Source organism: Nocardioides dubius (assembly GCF_039528155.1).
GTDB lineage: Bacteria > Actinomycetota > Actinomycetes > Propionibacteriales > Nocardioidaceae > Nocardioides > Nocardioides dubius.
The window spans coordinates 422,344-441,427 of record NZ_BAAALG010000013.1 but is presented as its reverse complement, the minus strand read 5'-3'; the positions used below and the strand labels follow the sequence as shown (position 1 = coordinate 441,427).

At 72.4% G+C, this 19,084-nt stretch carries 12 protein-coding genes; 2 read left to right on the top strand and 10 right to left on the bottom strand.

Features of this window, described 5'->3' with window-relative positions:
* From ABD151_RS19170 to ABD151_RS19160, 3 genes are all read right to left on the bottom strand, one after another.
* Nucleotides 1–567, bottom strand: a 567-nt coding sequence (locus ABD151_RS19170; RefSeq protein ID WP_343996433.1) for an RDD family protein, incomplete at its 3' end; no start/stop codon positions are given.
* Between the two features lies 1 nt (nucleotide 568).
* Nucleotides 569–1,972: an FHA domain-containing protein gene (locus ABD151_RS19165; RefSeq protein ID WP_343996432.1), complete on the bottom strand. Its 1,404-nt coding sequence runs from the start codon at nucleotides 1,970–1,972 to the stop codon at nucleotides 569–571.
* Nucleotides 1,969–2,787, bottom strand: a complete 819-nt coding sequence (locus tag ABD151_RS19160) for a PP2C family protein-serine/threonine phosphatase (protein WP_343996431.1) — start codon at nucleotides 2,785–2,787, stop codon at nucleotides 1,969–1,971. Before ABD151_RS19160 ends, ABD151_RS19165 begins: the two co-directional genes overlap by 4 nt.
* 72 nt (nucleotides 2,788–2,859) lie before the next feature.
* Here ABD151_RS19160 and ABD151_RS19155 point away from each other — a divergent pair, with 72 nt between their 5' ends.
* Entirely contained in the window at nucleotides 2,860–4,794 is a 1,935-nt protein-coding gene (locus ABD151_RS19155; RefSeq protein ID WP_343996429.1) for a helicase-associated domain-containing protein, read from the top strand.
* 56 nt (nucleotides 4,795–4,850) lie between these two features.
* Here ABD151_RS19155 and ABD151_RS19150 read toward each other — a convergent pair whose 3' ends face one another.
* The gene (locus ABD151_RS19150) at nucleotides 4,851–5,768 is read right to left on the bottom strand and encodes a LysR family transcriptional regulator (protein WP_343996428.1); all 918 of its coding nucleotides are present in this window, start codon (nucleotides 5,766–5,768) and stop codon (nucleotides 4,851–4,853) included.
* Nucleotides 5,769–5,839: 71 nt separating this feature from the next.
* Here ABD151_RS19150 and ABD151_RS19145 point away from each other — a divergent pair, with 71 nt between their 5' ends.
* Nucleotides 5,840–6,766 (top strand): EamA family transporter, encoded by a 927-nt coding sequence (locus ABD151_RS19145; RefSeq protein WP_343996427.1) that lies wholly within the window; start codon nucleotides 5,840–5,842, stop codon nucleotides 6,764–6,766.
* An 81-nt stretch (nucleotides 6,767–6,847) separates the two neighbouring features.
* Here the strand turns inward: ABD151_RS19145 and ABD151_RS19140 are convergent, their stop codons facing one another.
* The 6 genes from ABD151_RS19140 to ABD151_RS19115 form a co-directional block, all read right to left on the bottom strand.
* Complete coding sequence (locus tag ABD151_RS19140) at nucleotides 6,848–10,246, bottom strand: Ig-like domain-containing protein (protein WP_343996426.1); 3,399 nt, start codon at nucleotides 10,244–10,246, stop codon at nucleotides 6,848–6,850.
* Nucleotides 10,243–14,001: an Ig-like domain repeat protein gene (locus tag ABD151_RS19135; protein ID WP_343996425.1), complete on the bottom strand. Its 3,759-nt coding sequence runs from the start codon at nucleotides 13,999–14,001 to the stop codon at nucleotides 10,243–10,245. The genes ABD151_RS19140 and ABD151_RS19135 overlap by 4 nt, the downstream gene beginning before the upstream one ends.
* A 398-nt stretch (nucleotides 14,002–14,399) precedes the next feature.
* Nucleotides 14,400–15,590, bottom strand: coding sequence for a lipid-transfer protein (locus ABD151_RS19130; protein WP_343996424.1), 1,191 nt, complete (start codon nucleotides 15,588–15,590; stop codon nucleotides 14,400–14,402).
* A complete protein-coding gene (locus tag ABD151_RS19125; RefSeq protein ID WP_343996423.1) occupies nucleotides 15,587–16,033 on the bottom strand; it encodes a Zn-ribbon domain-containing OB-fold protein in 447 nt (148 codons plus the stop codon). The genes ABD151_RS19130 and ABD151_RS19125 overlap by 4 nt, the downstream gene beginning before the upstream one ends.
* Before the next feature lie 166 nt (nucleotides 16,034–16,199).
* Complete coding sequence (locus ABD151_RS19120; protein ID WP_343996447.1) at nucleotides 16,200–17,006, bottom strand: phosphate ABC transporter ATP-binding protein; 807 nt, start codon at nucleotides 17,004–17,006, stop codon at nucleotides 16,200–16,202.
* Between the two features lie 235 nt (nucleotides 17,007–17,241).
* Nucleotides 17,242–19,071: an Ig-like domain repeat protein gene (locus ABD151_RS19115; RefSeq protein ID WP_343996422.1), complete on the bottom strand. Its 1,830-nt coding sequence runs from the start codon at nucleotides 19,069–19,071 to the stop codon at nucleotides 17,242–17,244.
* Nucleotides 19,072–19,084: the final 13 nt, after the last annotated feature.

The window sequence follows — 19,084 nt, the reverse complement described above, 5'->3', positions numbered from 1 at the left end:
GGCGCCGCTCGACGGCGGTCCGGCCGACCGCGAGGCGTGGGCGCGCACCGGCGCCAGGCGCATCGCGGTCAGGTTGACCAGGTGCACCGGAGCAGCGTCGTCCGCCTCCTCGACCGCCGGACGCGGACGCACGTCCAGGACCACGCTGCGCGCCACGTGGTCGTGCCAGCCGCGACGCTGACCGCTGCGGTCCTCGATCGCCGTCCAGGCCAGAGCGGCCAGGCCGAGGCCGAACATCGGCAACGAGCCGACGCCCACGATGAAGGAGCGCAGCAGGGCACGACCCACGCCGATCGGACCGCCGGTGTCGACGTCGACGACCCGGATGCCGGCCAGCGCCCGGCCCGGGCTGGTGCCACGAAGGCCCAGCCCGACCGCGAAGGCGAGCGAGACCACCAGCACCACCGCCACGATCACGACGATCCCGAGCAGCACCTCGTCCTCACGCAGCAGCCACCACCAGGCGGCGACGGCGGTCAGCGCGAAGGCGCCCCAGCCGATCAGCCGGTCGACGAGGAACGCATGGAACCGGCGGTCCGGTTGCGCGACAGGAGCAGTGGCCGCCATCTCAGGGACTGGTGACCTGGATCGTGAGACCGTCGCCGAGGTCGATCACCGAGCCCGGCAGCAGCTGGGCCGGCACACCCGGCTGCAGCGTCTCGGGCGCCAGGCCGGGCAGGACCAGGACCGTGCCGTTGGTCGAGCCGAGGTCGCTGACCACAGCGGTGCCGTGGTCGGCACCGGAGCCGGGCCGCACCTCCAGGTGCGTCGAGGAGATCTCCTGGTTGGGGCTCGGCACGGTGACCAGGCGCGGCTGCTCCGTGGAGGTGAAGCGGCGAGCCTCGGGCGCACGGCCGATCAGGATCGCCCGGTCGACGTCGACCACATCGCCGCTGGAGAAGAGGAGTCGGGCCACCGGCTGTGCGGTGACGCTCGGCGCCGGGGGCTGGCCGGGGATGCCCGGGTGCTGGCGCTGGAACTGGCTGGAGTCCCAGTTCCCGGTCACCGTCTGGCCGTCGTGGTCGGAGCCGGCCGGCGGCTGGGCCTCGGCAGGCGGCCCCCATGAGGCGGGCGCGGCGGGCGCCTCGTCCTCGGGAAGGTCGGGGAAGCCCGGCACCGGGTTGCGGGGCAGCGGCGGCTCCGGCATCGGCGGAAGCGGCGGCACGTCGGGCAGCGGAACCGCAGCAGCGCCGAGCGCTCCCGGAAGCGGCGGCATCAGGTCCGGGCCGTCGTCGGTGATCGCGGGCATCACGTCGGTGGCCTCGGGGTCGGCGACCGGCTGCGGAGCAGCGATCCAGTCCGACTCCTCGGTCGCGGGCGCGGAGAGGGCGTCGACAGGCTCGGCCTCCTCGGCCGGAGGCGCGACGGGCTCAGCGGCCGGCACCGGCTCCTCGACGGGCTCGGGCGGAGCGACCACCTGCGGAGCGGCAGCGACCGCCGCGTCGAAGTACGGGGTCCCGGCGTCGGCGACCGGCGCCTCCGGGATCGACTGCGCGCTGAGGTCGAGGGGCGCGCCGGCACCCAGTGCGACGACCTCCACCACAGCCGGGTGGTCGACCTGAGCGACCCGGACCAATCCGCCCGGCAGCAGACCGACGACGGCCTCCTCGACCTCCTGCAGCAGCAGCCGGGCCTGGCTCACCGAGGAGAGCGACTGCTCCAGCCACGTCGCTGCGTCGCGGCCGTCCAAGGTGACGACGTCAGCGGCCACCGTGAACTCGGCGGAGACCGCACCGCGCAGCACCACCCGGGCGGCGTCGCCGTCGACGCTCAACAGGGCGAAGGCGGGCAGCGCGCGGAGCCCGCCGCTGATCAGGGCATCGAGGACCTCATCGAAGTCGGCACCTGCGTCGACCAGCTCCCACAGGCCCGCGACCCGCGGCTTCTCGCTCGGCGGCAGGTAGACCTGCACCTTCGCGCCGACGATGCCGAACCAGTCACCGGCGTGGAACGAGGTGGAGTTCTCACTCATGGCAGTGCACCCAACTTCTCTTCGAGACTCACCGGTTCGCTCCGTCTGGCCTGCGAATCGGACTCGGACCATCCCACCACATCGACCACGATCGCCGTGGCGTTGTCCTCCCCGCCCCCACGCAGCGCGGCCGCAACCACCGCCTCCGCGGCGTCGCGGGGATCGGGCACCTCGCGGATGAGCGCACCCAACGTGTCGCCGTCGACCATCCCGCTGACCCCGTCGGAGCAGATCAGCAGTCGCTCTGCCGAGGCGAGCGGAAGCAGGAAGTAGTCCGGGTCGGTGCGGCCCGCCGCGCTCAGCGCACGGGTGATCACGTGACGCTCGGGATGGGTGGCGGCCGCAGCGGCGTCGATGGTGCCGCTCTCCACCAGCTCCTGGACCACCGAGTGATCGACCGAGACCTGCTCGAAGCGGCCCTGATGCACCTTGTAGATGCGGGAGTCGCCGAGATTCGCCAGCAGCCACTTGGGGCCCTCCTGGTCGGCGCAGAGCAGGGCTGCCGCGACCGTCGTGCCCGCGTAGTAGCCGGTGCCGTCGGCCTGCTGCTCCACGACATGCTTGGCGATCCGCTCCTGCGCGATCGCCAGCACCCGCGCCACCGCGCCGATCCCGTCCGTGGCGTCGAAGCCGTCGGCGACCAGGCGGGCGAACTCCTCGACGACGATCGCACTCGCGACCTCGCCACCTTGATGGCCGCCCATCCCGTCGGCGACCACGAAGACCGGGGACGAGGCGAGGTAGGCATCCTGATTGGCGCTGCGGACCAGGCCGACATGGCTGGCCGCGCCGCAGTTCAGATGGACCACGCGCACCGTCCCGTCGTCGCCGGCCGGCTCTGCCGGGAGTCTGACCGCGGATGGGGTGAGCCGGGTAACGTTGCGCCGATGAGCGCGAGCACACCGACGCACCGGTCGCTGGCCGACCAACTGCGTAGTTGGCCGGAGCCCCGGCTTGCCCGGCTGTTGCGCGATCGTCCCGATCTCGCCACTCCCGCTCCCTCCGACTCCTCGGCTCTGGCCTCGCGGGCCGCCACCCGCGCGTCGGTGCTGCGGGCACTCGATCTGCTCACCGCCGCCGACCTCTCGGTCCTTCATGCCCTGATCCACGGTGGTCAAACCCCACCACCCGAGGCGATCGCACGACTCGTCGATCTCGCACTGGTGTGGGAGGCGGGCGACGGCCCCCGCGCGCTCACCGTGATCACCGACCTGCTCGGGCCGCGCCCGGCCCCCGAGGCCACCAAGCCCCACCTGATCACCTCCGAGCAGCCGCCGGAGCGGGTCGCACAGGCGGCGGCCGGGGCCGCGTTCGACCTGGTCCGGCGCGTCGAGACCTTGCTGGAGACCTGGGGCACCGCTCCCCCGTCCGCGCTGCGCGCCGGAGGCCTCGGCGTCCGGGACCTGCGTTCGGCGGCCGCGCTGCTGCACGTCGAGGAGTCGAGCGCGGCACTGCTCATCGAGCTCGCCGCCGAGGCGGGTCTGCTCGCCACCGGCACCTCCGGCGGACTCGCCGAGTCGTGGCTGCCGACGGACGCCTACGACGCGTGGACCCGCAAGAGCGTGGCCGAGCGCTGGGTGGCGCTGGTCGGCGCGTGGCTGCGCACGCCGCGGTTGCCGGGACTGATCGGCAGCCGGGACACCTCCGGCAAGGCTGCCAACACCTTGGCCCCCAACCTGGTCGATCCGCATGCCCGCGACACCCGCGAGCTGGCGCTGCGCCTGATCGCCGAGCTTCCTGAGGGCCAGGCCCTCGCCGCCGGGACGGGTCTCCCCTCCTTGGTGGCGCGTGCCGCGTGGCTGCGCCCGCGACGGCCGACGACCCAGGGGCGACTGCTGGCCTGGGCGGTCAGCGAGGCGGCGGAGCTCGGGATGGTCGCCCTCGGGGCACTCGCGCCCGGCGCCCGCCTGCTGGTCGACGGCGACGTGGACGGCGCCACGGCTGCCCTCGACGCGCTGCTCCCCGCCCCGCTGGACCACGTGTTGATCCAGGGCGACCTGACCGCGATCGCACCGGGCCCGCTGGTGCCCGACCTCGCCGCCCGGCTGATGCAGGTGGCGGAGGTGGAGTCGCGCGGCGGCGCCACCGTCTACCGGTTCACCGGCTCCTCGGTGCGGCGCGCTCTCGACGTCGGCTGGAGTGCCGCCGAGCTGCACGAGTTCCTGGCCGGCTGCTCCCGCACCCCGGTGCCGCAGGCGTTGAGCTACCTGGTCGACGACACCGCGCGCACCCACGGCACGATGCGGATCGGCTGGGCCGAGGCGTACCTGCGCTGCGACGACGAGACGACGCTGAGCGCCCTGCTCGGCCATCGGGACGCCGTGGCGCTGGGGTTGCGCCGGATCGCGCCCACCGTGGTGGTCAGCACCACCCCGATCGACGAGCTGCTGCCTGCGCTGCGCGACCTCGGCGCCGCGCCGGTGGTAGAGAGCTCCGACGGCACCGTGCACCTGGCCGCGCCGACCAGTCACCGGGCGCGGACGCCGCGGCGCCAGTCACGCGGGAACGAGGAGGCACGCGAGGCGGTCACGATCACGTCGGCGGTCGCCGCGATCCGGGCCGGCGACCGGGTGGAGGTGCAGCGCCCCGAGCGGCCCGCCGCCACCACGCCCGCGCAGGCGCTCGCCGTCCTGCGCCAGGCCGTCGAGACCGGAGCCACGGTGCTGATCGGGTACGTCGACAACCACGGCACCAGCTCCGAGCGCCTGGTCGAGCCGCGCCGCGTCGAGGGCGGCCAGCTGATGGCCTACGACTACCGCAGCGAGGACATCCGCGGCTTCGCGGTGCACCGGATCACCTCGGTCTCCACCCCCACCCGCTAGCCGCCTCCCGGCCTGGCTTGCCTCGGCCCGGTCTGGCCTGTGGATGACTCGAACGCCTACGGCCGACTTCCCGGTAGTCCCTGGGTGAGGCGCGAAGCGTGGTGTTGGAGCGAGTCCAGAACGGTCCGGACCGCGAGCCGCTCGGCGCGGTCGGGGCGCAGGATCGCGAAGATGTAGCGGGCGGCGTCGACGACGCGCAGCGGGCGCAGCACCACCTGGGGGCTGTGCGGGCAGGTGAACCGCGGCAGCACCGCGACCCGCTCAGTGCCCTCGATCAGCGCCTCCACCAGCAGGTTGTCGCGGATCCGCTGGACCACCCGAACCTCGGCCCCGTTCGCCGCCTCCACCGCGAGCCGCACGGTGTCGAAGGGGAAGCCGATCGGCACGCCGACCCATTCCTGGTCCGCCAGCAGGTCCGGCGTCAGCTCGGTGCGTCGCGCCAGCGGGTGGTCGACGTCGAGGGCGATGTCCAGCGGCTCGCGAGCCAGCCGGATGCTGACCAGGCCCTCGGTCCCGGCCGGCGCCCGGCGGGTCAGGCTGTGGGCGATCACGATGTCGTGGTCACCGACGAGCTCCGCATAGGCCGACTCGGCGACGTCCACGTCGGCGCACTGCAGCTCGATCGCCCCCGCGGAGAGCTCATCGAGGACGCCGGGCAGCAGCACGCTCGCCGCGCTGGGCAGCGCAGCCACGGTGACCCGGCCGGTCGGCTGACCGAGGAACCCGTCCCATGCCGCTTGGATCCGCTCCGTCACCCGGGCCAGCTCGCGTCCACCGGCCGCCAGCACCTGTCCCGCCTCGGTGAGCCGCAGCCCACGGCCGTCCGGCTCCACGAGCGGCACGCCGAACTCACGCTGCGCGGTGCGCAGCTGCTGCGAGACCGCGGACGGCGTGCGGTGGGTCGCCCGCGCCACCGCCGTCACGGTGCCGCGTTCGGAGAGCTCCCACAGCAGCGCGAGGTGACGATGATCCATGAAGGCAACCTACAGATCAGGCTGCCAACATTTCACTAGTCCTGAAGGATTCCGCCGCCGATGATGGACAGGTGCCGATCTCCCACCGCCTGTTGGCTGCACTCGTCGCCGTCCTGTGGGGCGTCAACTTCCTGGCCATCCACGCCTCGCTCCAGCACTTCCCCCCGCTCTTCCTGGTCGCCCTGCGCTTCGCACTGATCGCGATCCCGACGGTACTGCTGATCCCGCGCCCCGCCGTGGAGCTGCGTTGGCTGATCGGCTACGGCGTCGGGTTCGGCACGTTGCAGTTCCTCTTCCTGTACTGGGGAATGGCGGCCGGGATGCCAGCCGGCCTCGCCTCGCTGGTGCTGCAGTCCTCGGCCCCGTTCACGGTGCTGCTCGGCGCCGTCGTCTTCGGCGACCGGGTCACCCGACGGCAGCTGACCGGCCTGCTGATCGCCTCCGCCGGCCTGGCCGTGGTCGGTTGGCAGCGGGCGGAGGCGGCGTCCCTGCTGCCCTTCCTGCTGGTCCTGGCCGGCGGCTTCGGGTGGGCGATCGGCAACCTGGCCAATGCCCGCGCCCAGGCGCCGAACCCGCTGCACCTGACGCTGTGGATGTCGGTGGTTCCGCCGATCCCGATGCTCGCCCTCTCCCTGCTCGTCGAGGGCCCGGGCGAGATCGCCGCTTCGCTGACGTCGTGGGGAGCGGCGAGTGCCGCACCCGCGCTGGTCGGCCTCGGCTACACGATCCTCCTCGGCACCCTCGCCGGATCGGGGATCTGGACCTGGCTGATGGCCCGCCACCCGGCCGGAGTGGTCGCACCGTTCTCGATGCTGGTGCCGGTGGTCGGAATGACCACCGCCTGGCTCGTGCTCGACGAGACGGTCAGCACCGGCGAGCTGTTCGGCGCCGGCGTCGTCGTCCTCGGTGTGCTGCTGGGCAGTCGGCTGCCCCGCCCCTCTCCGGCCGATCCGCGCGCGGCGGCAGATCGCGACCCTGAGCTCTCCACAGGCCGCTGACGAACGTTCGGCCCCTGAAACACGCGGTCTCAGGGGCCGAACGTCAGGGACTATCCCCCAGGCGGCGACAAGAGGGCGAGATCAGTCGTAGGTGCCGTCGCCCAGGTAGAAGCCGGAGTCCTCGGCGGGGAGGTAGTCGGGCGAGCCCAGGAAGGCGACCTCGTAGCCACCCCACCCGGCCTGCTCCAGCGGTACCTCGCAGACCACGCCGCCGTCGGCATCGCTCACCTGGTCGGCGCAGGTCGGCACCCGGACCTGGGTGTAGGCGTTGAACGAGGTCAACCGGACGACCTGCCCCGACAGCGGCTGCCCGGCACCGTCGAGCAACGTGCCCCGCAGCCGGATCCCGCCCGGGCCGACATCGTTGATCACATAGCGCGCCGTCATCGACGTCGCCGCCCGCTGCACCACCAGCACCTGGGCCGCAGAGACGCTGGCAGCACGGGTCTGGTCGCCCGCATAGTGCGCGGTGATCGCGTGCTCGCCTCCGCCCAGCCCCTCCGCGGTGATCCGGGCGACCATCCGGCCGTCCTCTGCCACCAGCTCGGCCGTGCCGAGAACCGTGGCACCGCTCCGGAAGGCGACCGTGCCGCCGGCCAGGCTGCCATCGGCGGCGTCCACCGCGGCGCTCAGCTCGACGTCGTCGCCGAAGGTGATCTGCTGCTCGCCGAGCCACAGCCCGGTCACCGTCGCCGTCCGCGCCACCGCCTGCTGGGTGCTGGCCGTGGCGGCCTGGTAGTTGAAGTTGCCCAGGTAGTCCGCGCGCAGCGTGTGGTTGCCCGGCTCGAGAGCCGTGGTCACCACGGTCGCCGTCGCCGTGCGCGGTCCGGCAGCCACCAGGCTCGCCGCACCGAGCAGGCGGCTGTCCGCCCACACCTGCACGGTTCCGGTCGGTCGCGTCGTCGACGGCGCGAGCGCGCTCACGGTGGCCGTGACGGTGACCGGAGCCCCGTCCTCGGCCGGGCTCGGACCCGAGGTCACCGACATCTCGGTGGCACCCTGGGTGACCTGCTGCCCGGTCCCCTGATCCAGGACGCCGGCGCTCGCCACGAAGCTGGCGTCGCCGCTGTAGGCGGCCTCGATCGTGTAGCGGCCCGGGGTCAGCGAGGAGAACTCCGGGCTGGTCGCGACACCGTCGACGATCGCACGGGCGCCGCCCAGCGGCGCGCCGTTGACGGTGAAGCGGACCGTGCCGCCGACCTCACCGGCGCCGGGAGCCACCGGGCTCGCCGTGGCCGTGAACCGGACCGGGGAGCCGGTCGGCACCGGGTTGTCCGACGACGTGACCACGACGCTCGTCTGGGCCCGCTGCACCTTCTGCACCAAGGTCGCCTCGGCGCCCTGGAACGAGTCGTCGCCGTCGAAGGAGACGGTCACCACGTGGCTGCCCACGCTCAGCTCGTCGAGCACGAGCGCACCCTGGAAGCCGGTCTCGGGACCGACCGGGACACTGCCCAGCTCGACGCCGCCCTCGGTGAAGGTGAGGGTGCCGCTCGGGCTGCCGGCGCCCGGCGCCACCACCGCGACCCGGCCGGTCACGGTTACCGGCTGGCCGAAGACCGCGACCGGGGTGGTGCTCTCCACCTCGACGCGGGTCGCCGCCTTGTTCACCTGGTGGCTCACCGGAGCCGAGGTGCTGGTGACGAAGTCGGGGTCGCCGGACAGGTAGCGGGCCCGGATCACGTGCTCACCGCGGGTCAGGGTCCCCAGGCTGAGCTCGGCGACGCCGTCCTCGAGCTCGACGAACATGCCCTGCGCGACGCCGTCCACCAGGAACTGGATCGCACCGGCCGGCTCGCCGCGTGCCGGGCTGACCGGCGTGACCACGGCGCGCAGGGTCACGCTCTGACCCACCACCGACGGGCTCGGGGCGACCGTGACCTCGGTACTGGTCTGCGCCGCGGCGACCGACAGGTCGAGCTGTGCGGTCGAGCCCGCGAAGCGGCTCTCCCCCGCGTAGTCCGCGGTGATCCGCCGCGCCCCGGCGTGCAGACCGGTCGGCGCCGAGCGCGCGACGCCGTCCACCAGGTCCACCGGCGCGCCGACCGGCTCGCCGTCGGCGAAGAACTGGACCTCGCCGCTCGGCTCACCCGCGCCGGGAGCGACCGGAGCCACGGTGGCGGTCCAGGTGATCGGCTGACCGGCCACCGGAGAGCCGACCGACGAGGCCAGATCGAGCGAGGTCGCTGCCCGGTCCACCCCGTGGGTGCGGCTGCCCGAGGCGCTGGCGGCGAAGTCGGCCGTGCCGTTGTAGGTGGCCTCGATGTGGTGGTTGCCCGGCGCCAGGTTGCTCACCGTCAGGGTGGCGGTGTCGCCGCTCAACGCGACGGCGGTGCCGTAGGGCTGTCCGTCGATGTCGAACTGGACCGCGCCGCCGAGGGTTCCGGCACCCGGTGCCAACACCGACACCGTGGCGGTGAAGGTGACGGCCTGGCCGCTCACCGTGGTGACCCGGTCGCTGTCCAACGTGGTGCTGGTCGCGGCCTTGCCCACCCGCAGCTGCTGCGCGGCGGCGGTCGCGGCGAGGAAGTTCCCATCCCCCAGGTAGCGCGCCGTGATCGCGTGGTCACCGGTGCTCAGCGCGTCGGTGCTCGGCGACACGGCGACGCCGCCCTGCACGGTGGCCGGCGCGCCGAAGTCGTCGCCGTCCACCAGGAACTGGACCTGTCCACCGGGCGCGTCGGTGCCGTTGACGGCGGCGACCTGCGCGGTGAACGAGGTCGGCTGCCCGTGCACCACCTCGGCCGGCGGGAGCACGCTGATCGCGCTGGCGTTCTTGCCGACCGTGAACGGCGCCGACGCGCTGTCGCCGCGGTAGAACGCCGTCTGCACGAACTGCGCCGTCACCGTGGCCGCACGCGGCGGGCCAGCGATCGGCAGGCTGGCCGAGGCTACGCCCTGAGCGTTGGTGGTCGCCGTCACCGAGCCGCCGCCGGAGATGCTGAAGACCACCGGCTGACCGGCCAGCACATTGCCGGCCAGGTGCGGGTCGGCGAGCCTGGCACTCACCGACGCCACCGTGTTCTGCGCCGCCGAGAGCGCCCCGGTGTAGTCGATCTCGACGATGTTGTCGATGCTCACCGCGCGGGTGGTCACCTTGGTGTTGTTGCTGCACAGCACGGTCCCGGTCCGGTTCCTCTCCTCGGCCCGCACCGTGTACGCACCGTTCGGGTGGCTGTGCGTGTCGATGCTGTAGCTGAACGCCCCGGAGCCGTCCTTGGTCTGGGTCGCCACCACCGCGTTGCTGGAGTTCAGCAGCTGCAGGATGGTGCGCGGCTTGTCCTTGTTGGCGCACAAGGTTCCCTCGCTCGCGCCGCTGGCGCCCAAGGTGGCGGTGCCACGCAGCACCGCATTGGCGGCGGGTGCGTTGACGTCAGCGTGCGCGGGGGTCGCGCCGAGGCCGACTGCGGCACTCAACGTGGCACCCACCACGGTGGTGACCAGCACCGGCACGAGTCGCCGTCGGTTGATGCGCGTCATTGGATCAGCCCTCCTGCGGCCGTTGCGGATTCGGTGGTGGCGTCGCCGGCGAAGCTCACCTTGTAGCCACCGTTGAGGATCAGGCCCAACAGCTGCGTGGAGCCGTTGCAGGACGCCACACCCGCGGCGTCGGTCGACACCGTGCAGACCGTGGTGGCGCCGACCTTGAAGACGATCGGCGCGCCCGCGAGCGGGGCCCCGTCCGCGGTCAGCACCGCGCGCAGCTGCCCGAGCGGCAGGCCCAGCGGAAGCAGCCGCACCACCGACGCATCGGCACTCAACCGGGTGACCCGCTTGGTGATCGTCAACGTGGTCGAGCCACTCGTGCTCGCGACGTGCGCCGCGCTGCCCTGGTAGTGCGCGGTCACCGGATGGGCACCGGCCGGCAGCTGGTTCACGGTGAGTCGCGCCACCGAGGTCAGGCCGTTGGCCGGCGGCAGCGCGACCTCACCGAGGACCACGCCCTGGGCCTTGAAGACGACGGTTCCCGACGGGGAGCCGAGGCCAGCCCGCGCCGAGGTCACGTTCGCGGTGAGCTCGACCGCCTGCCCGTGGCTGGCGCTGGTGCGCGAGAGGGACAGCGTGGTCGTGCTGGCCACCTTGGCGACCTGCTGGGTCAGCTCTGCTCCGCGGGGCGCGAAGGACCGATCGCCGGAGTAGACGGCGCTGACCTGGTGGGCGCCCGGAGCCAGTGCGTCGACCTGCGGGCTGCGCGCCTCGCCGTCCACCAGGGCGACGGCGTCGCCGAGCAGGCGACCGTCGACGCTGAACTGGACGAAGCCGCTCGGCTCGCCGATCGCGCTGCGCAGTGCCGCCACCCGGGCGGTGAACACCACCGGGGTGCCGTACGGCGCGGCCTCCTGACTGCTGGTCACCACGACGGCGACCTCCGCCGCGTCCACGGTCTGGGTGAGGATCGCACCGCTCCCGCCGAACCCGACGTCGGGCACGAAGGTCGCGATCACCGTGTGGTCGCCCGGCTCGGGGGCCGCGATCGTGGTGCTCTCCGCGACGCCGTCGCCGTCCAGCACGACCTGACCGCCGAGCGCGACGCCGTCCACGGTGAAGCGGACCAGGCCGGCCGGGACGCTGCCGTCCTCGGCGCTCACCCGTGCGGTGAAGGTGAGCAGATCGCCGAACCCTGCCGGGTTGGCGGTGCTGCTGACCTCGGTCGTGGTCGGCACGATCGCCGCACCGGCGATCACCGTGTGCGAGGTCGGCGCCGAGTCGCTGGCACGGTAGCTCGCGTCACCGGCATAGCGCGCCACCACCTGGTAGCTGCCGGGCGCCAGGTCCGCGACGCTGACGCTCAGCTGGCTGCCGGACTCCTGCGCCTCCAGGTTCCCGGCACCGATCACCTCGTCGTCGGCGTAGAGGGTGACGACGCCACTCGGGCTGCCCCCACCAGGCGCCTCGGCCGCGACCTGCGCGGTGACCGTGAAGCTCTGGCCCTCCGCGGACGGCGACGGCGAGATCACCACGGCGGTGCGGGTCTGCGCGGCGCTGACCTGCTGGCTGAGGCTGGCGTTGGAGCCCGCGAAGTTGGCGGTGCCCGCATAGACCGCGCTGAGGGTGTGGTCGCCGGCGCCCAGCGCGAGCGGGGCGAAGACCGCGGCCCCGTTCTCGATCGCCACCGGAGCACCTCGGTTCTGACCATCGACCCGCAGCTGCACGGTGCCCGAGGGCACCCCGCCGCCCGGCGCCTGCACGGCGACCCCGGCCGTCAGGTGGATCGCCTCACCGGCGACCGTGCTGGTGGAGCTCGCCTGCAGGTCCACGGTGGTCGCGGCCTTGGCGACAGCGATCGCCTGCGGTGCCGACGTGCTGGCCCGATGGACCTCGTCGCCGCCATAGCTCGCGACCAGGTCGTGGGAGCCGGCCGGAAGCGTGCTCAGCGCCAGCTCCGCGACCCCGGAGCCGTCGATGCCCGACTCACCCAGCACCTGGCCGCCGGAGCGGAAGGTCACCGTGCCGGTCGGCGTCTCGCCTCCGGCGCTGGTCACCGTGGCCCGCGCGGTGACCTGCTGACCGTAGGTCGCGCTCGCGGTGGAGAGGTCGAGCCGGGTGCTGGTCACGACCAGCGGCGGCCGGACCGCGAAGGCCACCGTGGGCGAGGCCGACGGGGCGTGGTCGTCGGTGCCCAGGTAGCGCGCCTGCACGTGGTGCTGGCCGAGGCCTAGCGTGCCGATCGCGGCGCTGGTCGCGGAGCCGTTGCTCAGCGTGACCGGAGCACCGAAGTCCGCGCCGTCGACGGCGAACTGGACCTGTCCGGCCGGGTTGCCGGTGCCCTGGACGTGGGCGGTGAAGGTCAGCGGCTCACCGAGCGTCGCCGGCGACTCGGACGGCGTCACCGTGGTGGAGGTGCCGATCCGGCCGATCACGAACGGTGCGGTGCTCTGCGCGGCGGTGAGCCCGGCCGTGCCGGCGAACGACACGCTCAGCGTCGCCGGTCGCGGCGGGCCGACCACGCCGAGCTGGGCGGTGGCGACGCCGTTGGCGTCGGCGGTCGCCGTGACCGTCTCGGAGCCGAGGGTGAAGGTGACGCTGCGCCCTGCGGTGCTGGCACCGGTGAGGTCGCGCAGCGTGGCGCTGACGGTCGCTGTGCTGCCCTGCTCGGCAGCGTTGGGACCGGTGTAGGTCAGCGTGGTGCAGTTCTGCGGCGTGACCAGCACGGTGGTCGCGGCGCGTGCGTTGCCCGCGGTCGCGGTCACGCCCCAGGAGGCCCGGATGCCGGGCCGCTGCAGGCCGTCGCCCTCTGCGGGCACGGCCAGGGTGGCCGCGTAGTTGCCACCCGCGGTGGTCTGGGTGGTGGCCCGCACTGTGCGCCCGGGCTGCGCCTGGCTCTGGTCGAGGACCACCTCGACCGGGACACCGGCCGCGAAGCTGGCCAGCTGGCCGCTGACGGTGATCTCCCGGCCGGCGCAGGTGCGCGAGTCGCTCGCGGACGCCGTCAGCCCGTTGCTGCCGGCGGTGACCGCCCCCGAGAGGTTGCGGGTCAGCGTGAGCGAGGCGCCGTCGAGCGGCAGCTGCAGCACCTCGCGCGCGTCGTTGCGATGCGCCGGCGAGTACCAGATGTTGTTGACCGTGCTGCCGTCGGCGCTGGCCGCGGCGATGTAGTCGGTGGCGACGGTGCCGATCGGCACCGTCACGTTCGCGGCGCTCACCGAGACCGGAGCGGCGAACGGCAGGGTGCCCTCGAAGGTGTCGGTGCCGCTCCCGCCGAGGCTGCCTGCGTCGTAGCTGAAGCCGCCGGTGTAGCCGATCTGCTCGTCGTGACGCCAGCTGTCGCCGGGGTTGAGCGGGAAGTCGTGCGTCTTCCAGCTCGGCGTCGGGTTGAGCTCGAGGTTGATGTTGGCGGTGATCGACTGGGTGATGATGCTGACCTTGGCCCGGGCGTTCAGGTTCTGCTGCTGACGCTCCTGCAGCACCGCCAGGTCGGAGCGGCGCACGTACCGGGTGCCCGTGACGTTGCCGCTGAAGTTGTCGAGCGTCGCGTTGCCGACGCCGTCCACCGCGACCGAGCCGCCGCCACCGGTGATGGTGCCGGTGATGGCGAGCTTGTAGGCCTCCTGGCCCTCGAAGGTCTCGACGCCGGCGACGGTGTAGGTGACGTTCTCGTTGATGGAGACGTCGGTCCCGGTCGCCTGGTAGCGGAACGTGGTGGCGTAGGTCCACGACCAGCCGTTGTTCCAGCTCGGCACGTCATGGCCGGTGGCCTGGTCCGCGGTGGCGGGTGCCGGCGTCGCCACCAGCATGCCGAGCCCGACGGCGAGCGTCGCCGCCGCACTGATCGGACGGCGTCGCGCGTGGCCCCGTGGCGCGCTTGAGAGTCGGTTCCTTCGGCTTGGGATGCAACGCAGCATCCTGGCGGTCGACAGCACCATGCCCCTATCTCTCGCTCCGCCGCCCGAGCAAGCGGGCCCGGTGGCCCGCCGGCGACCCGGGCAGTCAAGCGGAGGAGTGATAGAGGTCTCAATGGGTGTCTGGACCACCGAGAAGGTTGGGGTAACCAACCGCTGGGAGGCTCGTTGAACAGCGCCGCGAAGTCGCGCCCTGCCGTCGTCAAGCGGCCGCTGACGAACGTTCGGCCCCTGAAACACGGGGTTTCAGGGGCCGAACGTCAGGGACTATCGCGGGAGGGGTCCCGCTGGGGTCACTTGGCGACGATCACCGAGGAGCCGTGGCCGAAGAGGCCCTGGTTGGCGGTGATGCCGATCCGGGCACCCTCGACCTGACGACCCTCGGCCTGGCCGCGGAGCTGCCAGGTGAGCTCGCAGACCTGGGCCAGCGCCTGGGCCGGCACGGCCTCGCCGAAGCAGGCCAGGCCACCCGACGGGTTGACCGGGATCCGGCCACCGATGGTGGTGTCGCCGTTGCGCAGCAGGCTTTCGGCCTCGCCGCGCTTGCAGAGCGCGAGGTCCTCGATCCAGTCCAGCTCGAGCGCGGTCGAGAGGTCGTAGACCTCGGCCACCGAGACGTCGGACGGGCCGATGCCGGCCTCCTCGTAGGCGGCCTGGGCGATCGACTCCTTGAAGGTGAACTCCGCTGCCGGAACCGCTGCGGTCGACTCGGTCGAGAAGAGCGGCATGTCGATGACGGTGTTCGGGAAGGTCGGGGTGACCGTCGAGATCGCCTTGATCCTGACGACGTCGGTCAGCCCGTGACGCTTCGCGTACTCCTCGCTTGCGATCACCACCGCGGCACCGCCGTCGGAGGTGGCGCAGATGTCGAGCAGGTGCAGCGGGTCGGAGACCACCGCGGAGTTCACGACGTCCGCGACGCTGACCTCCTTGCGGTACCGCGCGTAGGGGTTGTTCAGGCCGTGCTTGGCGTTCTTCACCTTGACCGCGGCGAAGTCCTCGGACGTCGCGCCGAACAGGTCCATGCGACGACGCGCGTAGAGCGCGAAGTAGCCCGGGTTGGTCATGCCCATCAGCTTGAAGCGCAGCCAGTCCGGGTCGTCCCAGCGCTCGCCGGCGTTCGGCGCCAGGAAGCCCTTCGGGGTGGTGTCGGCGCCGACCACCAGCGCGACCTCGGCCTGACCGGCCAGGATCCGCGAGCGGGCGGTGTCCAGTGCCTGCGCACCGGTGGCGCAGGCGGCGTAGGAGGTCGCCACCCGGGCGCCGTTCCAACCGAGCGCCTGGGCGAAGGTCGAGCCGGCCACGTAGCCGCCGTAGCCGTTGCGCACCGTCTCGCCGCCGACGATCAGGTCGACATCGGTCCACGGCACACCGGCGTCGGCCAGCGCCGCACGGGCGGCCTTGACGCCGTACTTGACGAACGAGTGGCCCCACTTGCCCCACGGGTGCATGCCCACACCGAGGATCGCGACGTCGTTGCTCATGCCTGTGCTCCCTTGCTCGCCTCGGTCGGCAGCCACTTCCACATGGTCTTGACGGTTCCGTCCTCTTCCGTCCAGGCGGGCTCGACGACGAGCTCGACCGGGGAGCCGACCTTCACCGAGTCGACGCCGTAGCCACTGGCCAGCTGGCCGAGCACGACGATGCCCTCGGGGAGCTCGACCGCGGCCAGCGCGAACGGCTGGTACGGGTCGGAGGTCGGGGTGTACGGAGCCGGCGGCTGGTACTGGGCGTCGGTGTAGGACCACACCGTGCCGGTACGCGACAGCTCGGCGTCGACGAACTCCTCGCCGTCACACGCAGGGTTGCGGCAGTAGTCCACGCCCTTGGGGAACGCCAAGGTGCCGCAGGCCTGACACTTGCTGGCAATCAACGCCGGCTCGGAGCCGGTCGTGAACCAGCCCTCCACCGCGGGGGTCTCAGTCATCTCTCCACCTTCGTCTCGGCGGCACCGTCCACCGAATCATCTGGAACACTCTCCCCCCAGTGTGCCACCAAGCAAGCATTAGGTCGCCCCCTGGGTTCCGGTGAGCCGCACCACACCCGCCCGGGGGCGGAGCAACATCCCCACGACTGTGACTGCGCCCTCGGGGTCAGCCGAAGCGGCCGTTGACGTAGTCCTCGGTGCGCGGGTCCTGCGGGTTGCCGAACATGGCCTGGGTGTCGCCGTGCTCCACGATCACCCCCGGCGTGCCCTGTGCCGCCAGGAAGAAGGCGCACTTGTCGGAGACCCGTGCGGCCTGCTGCATGTTGTGGGTGACGATCACGATCGTCACCTCCTCGGCGAGCTCCAGCATGGTCTCCTCGATCACCCGCGTCGAGGTCGGGTCGAGCGCCGAGCACGGCTCGTCCATCAGCAGCACGCGGGGCTTGATCGCCAGCGAGCGGGCGATGCAGAGCCGCTGCTGCTGGCCACCCGAGAGACCACCGCCCGGGGCGTCGAGGCGGTCCTTGACCTCGTTCCAGAGCCCACCGCGGCGCAGGCAGCTCTCCACCAGGTCGTCCTTGGTCGCCTTGGTCGCGCGGGTGCCGGTCAGCTTGAGACCGGCCAGCACGTTCTCCCGGATCGACATCGCCGGGAACGGGTTGGGCTTCTGGAACACCATGCCGATCTCCCGGCGGGCATCGATCAGCCGCTTCGCCGGGTCATAGATGTCCTCGCCGTCGAGCAGCACCTCGCCGGCCAGCGCGGCCGAGGGCACCAGCTCGTGCATCCGGTTGAGGATCCGCAGGAAGGTCGACTTGCCGCAGCCCGAGGGGCCGATCAGAGCGGTGATGCTGCCGGCCGGCATCGTCAACGACACCTGCTCCAGAACCTTGTGCTGGCCGAACCAGGCGGTGATGCCCCGCGCTTGAAGGCTGGCCAGACCCTCGCCGGAGCGCTGCCGCAGCCGGCGCATGCCCTCGATCTGGGCCGGCACCGACGCCGGGTCGGCCGGCACCGGCTCGATGGTCGTGGTCTCGTCGGTGGCACCGGCCTGGGGCCCGGTCAAGGTCTCCGCGTTCACTCTTCTCCTGCTTTCTCGAGGGGCTCAGCACGAGCGCTGTCCCCGCATGGGGACCGGCGCCTGGAACCAGTCAGACGCCGGCCCTACCCGGACCGGGCACCGCGCTGGGAGCGCGGCGCCCGGGGTCTCACTTCTGGGTGACGGTCGCCTTCGCGCTCGCACCCTTGATCGAGCCGGTCCCCGCGTACGAGATCACCAGCTTGTTCTTGCCCTTGGCCAGCTTCTTGAGCTTGAGGGTCGCGACGCCGTTCTTGACGGTGCCGGTGCCGACGACCTTCTTGCCGACCTTCACGGTGACCTTGCCGGTCGCCTTCACGCTGCTGCCGACCAGCGCCACCTTGACCTTGCCGGTCGCCCTGGCGCCCTTCTTCACGGTCTTTCCGAACGCCGCGGTGACCTTGCTGGCGGCCTTCGCGACCGTCAGCTGCGCGGTGAACGCACCGGCCGCGTAGGTCGCGTCGCCGGCGTAGGCGACCTTCACCGCGTAGCGGCCGGCCGCCACCGTTGCGGGCAGGGTGAGCACCGCCTTGCCGTCGGTCAGCGAGCCGCTCACCGAGGTGCTGCCGACGGTCGCCCGCACCGTTCCGGACGGCGCCTCGCCGGCCCCGGTCAGGACGACGGTCGCCTTGGCGGACTTGCCGTAGCTCGTCGCCGACGGGGCCAGGGTGACGGTGCCGGCCGCAGCCGCCTTGACCGTCACCTGGACGGCGACCGACTCGGAGGCCTCGAACGGCGCGCCCACGGCAGGGGCGAAGCGCGCGGTGTAGGAGTGCGTGCCCGGAGCCACGCCGGTGAGGTTGAGGACAGCACGGCCCTGCGCCAGCGAGGCCTGGCCGACCTTGGTCTCGCCCTCGTAGAAGGCGACGGCACCGTCGGCCGCGTTGCCGCCGGCGTCCACGGTGGCGGTCAGGGAGACCGAGCCGGGACCGGTGGTCGCCACCAGCGCGGTGCTGGTGACGGCGAACTCGTTGGTGGCGAAGTTGGAGGTGGCGCTCTGGGTGGGCTCACCGCAGACGCCGCCACCCTCGACCCGGGCCAGCTGGTCGAAGCCGGCCGCCTCGATCAACGGCCGGGCCGCGTCCGAGCAGACGAAGCCGGTGCTGGAGAAGATGGCCTTGATCGACGCGTTCTCCAGGTCGGCCTGGCGCACCACGTTGTACAGCGCGCGCTTGGCGCTGAAGCCGCCGTCGACCAGGCGGACCGTCCCACCCAGCGCGGCACGACCGGCCGAGAACGGCGCGATCGCGTTGGCGTTGGCCTTGATCTGGGTGTCGTCGTGCTCCTGGACCTCCTGCACGGAGAGCGCCAGCGTCGCCGCCGAGCCACCGTTGATCCGCTTCAGCTCGGACTCGAAGAAGGAGCGGGTGCCCGAGCCGGACTGCGGGATCATCGGCACGATGGTGCCCGCGGTGCCGCCGACCTGGCTCCAGTTGGTGATCTCGCCGGTGTAGATCTTCAGGATCTGCTGCTCGGTCAGGGTTACCGGGGCGTTGGTGGTCTTCGCGGTCGCCATCTCGAGGACGTCGAGGGCGAACGGGAAGGCGAAGAGCCCGCCGCTGACCTCGGCCGCGTTGAGCGCCGAGCTCGACCGGGCGTAGTCGACCTGGTTGTTGTTGCCCGCCCCGTAGAGCAGACCCTTGCCGGCGCCGGAGCCGTTGGGCCGGGCGATCGCGGCCGAGCCCTCCTGCAGGACGACGGTGCCGCCACCGGTCGCGTCGAACGAGGCGAGGCGGGCGCTGGTGCGACCCTCGTTGTAGCCGGCCACGGCCTGGCCCTCGACGGTGTGGCCGTTGGCCAGGTAGGCCAGCGCGAACTGGCTGGTGTCCGAGCCGACGCCGACGACGTCGTCGGCCTTCGGGGTGAACGCCGGGTCGGCGTTCGCAGCCGGGGTGCTCGCCAGGGTGGCGACGGCAGCCGCCGCGACAGCCAGACCGGCGACGTACCTACGTGCAGACATCACTTTCTCCTCA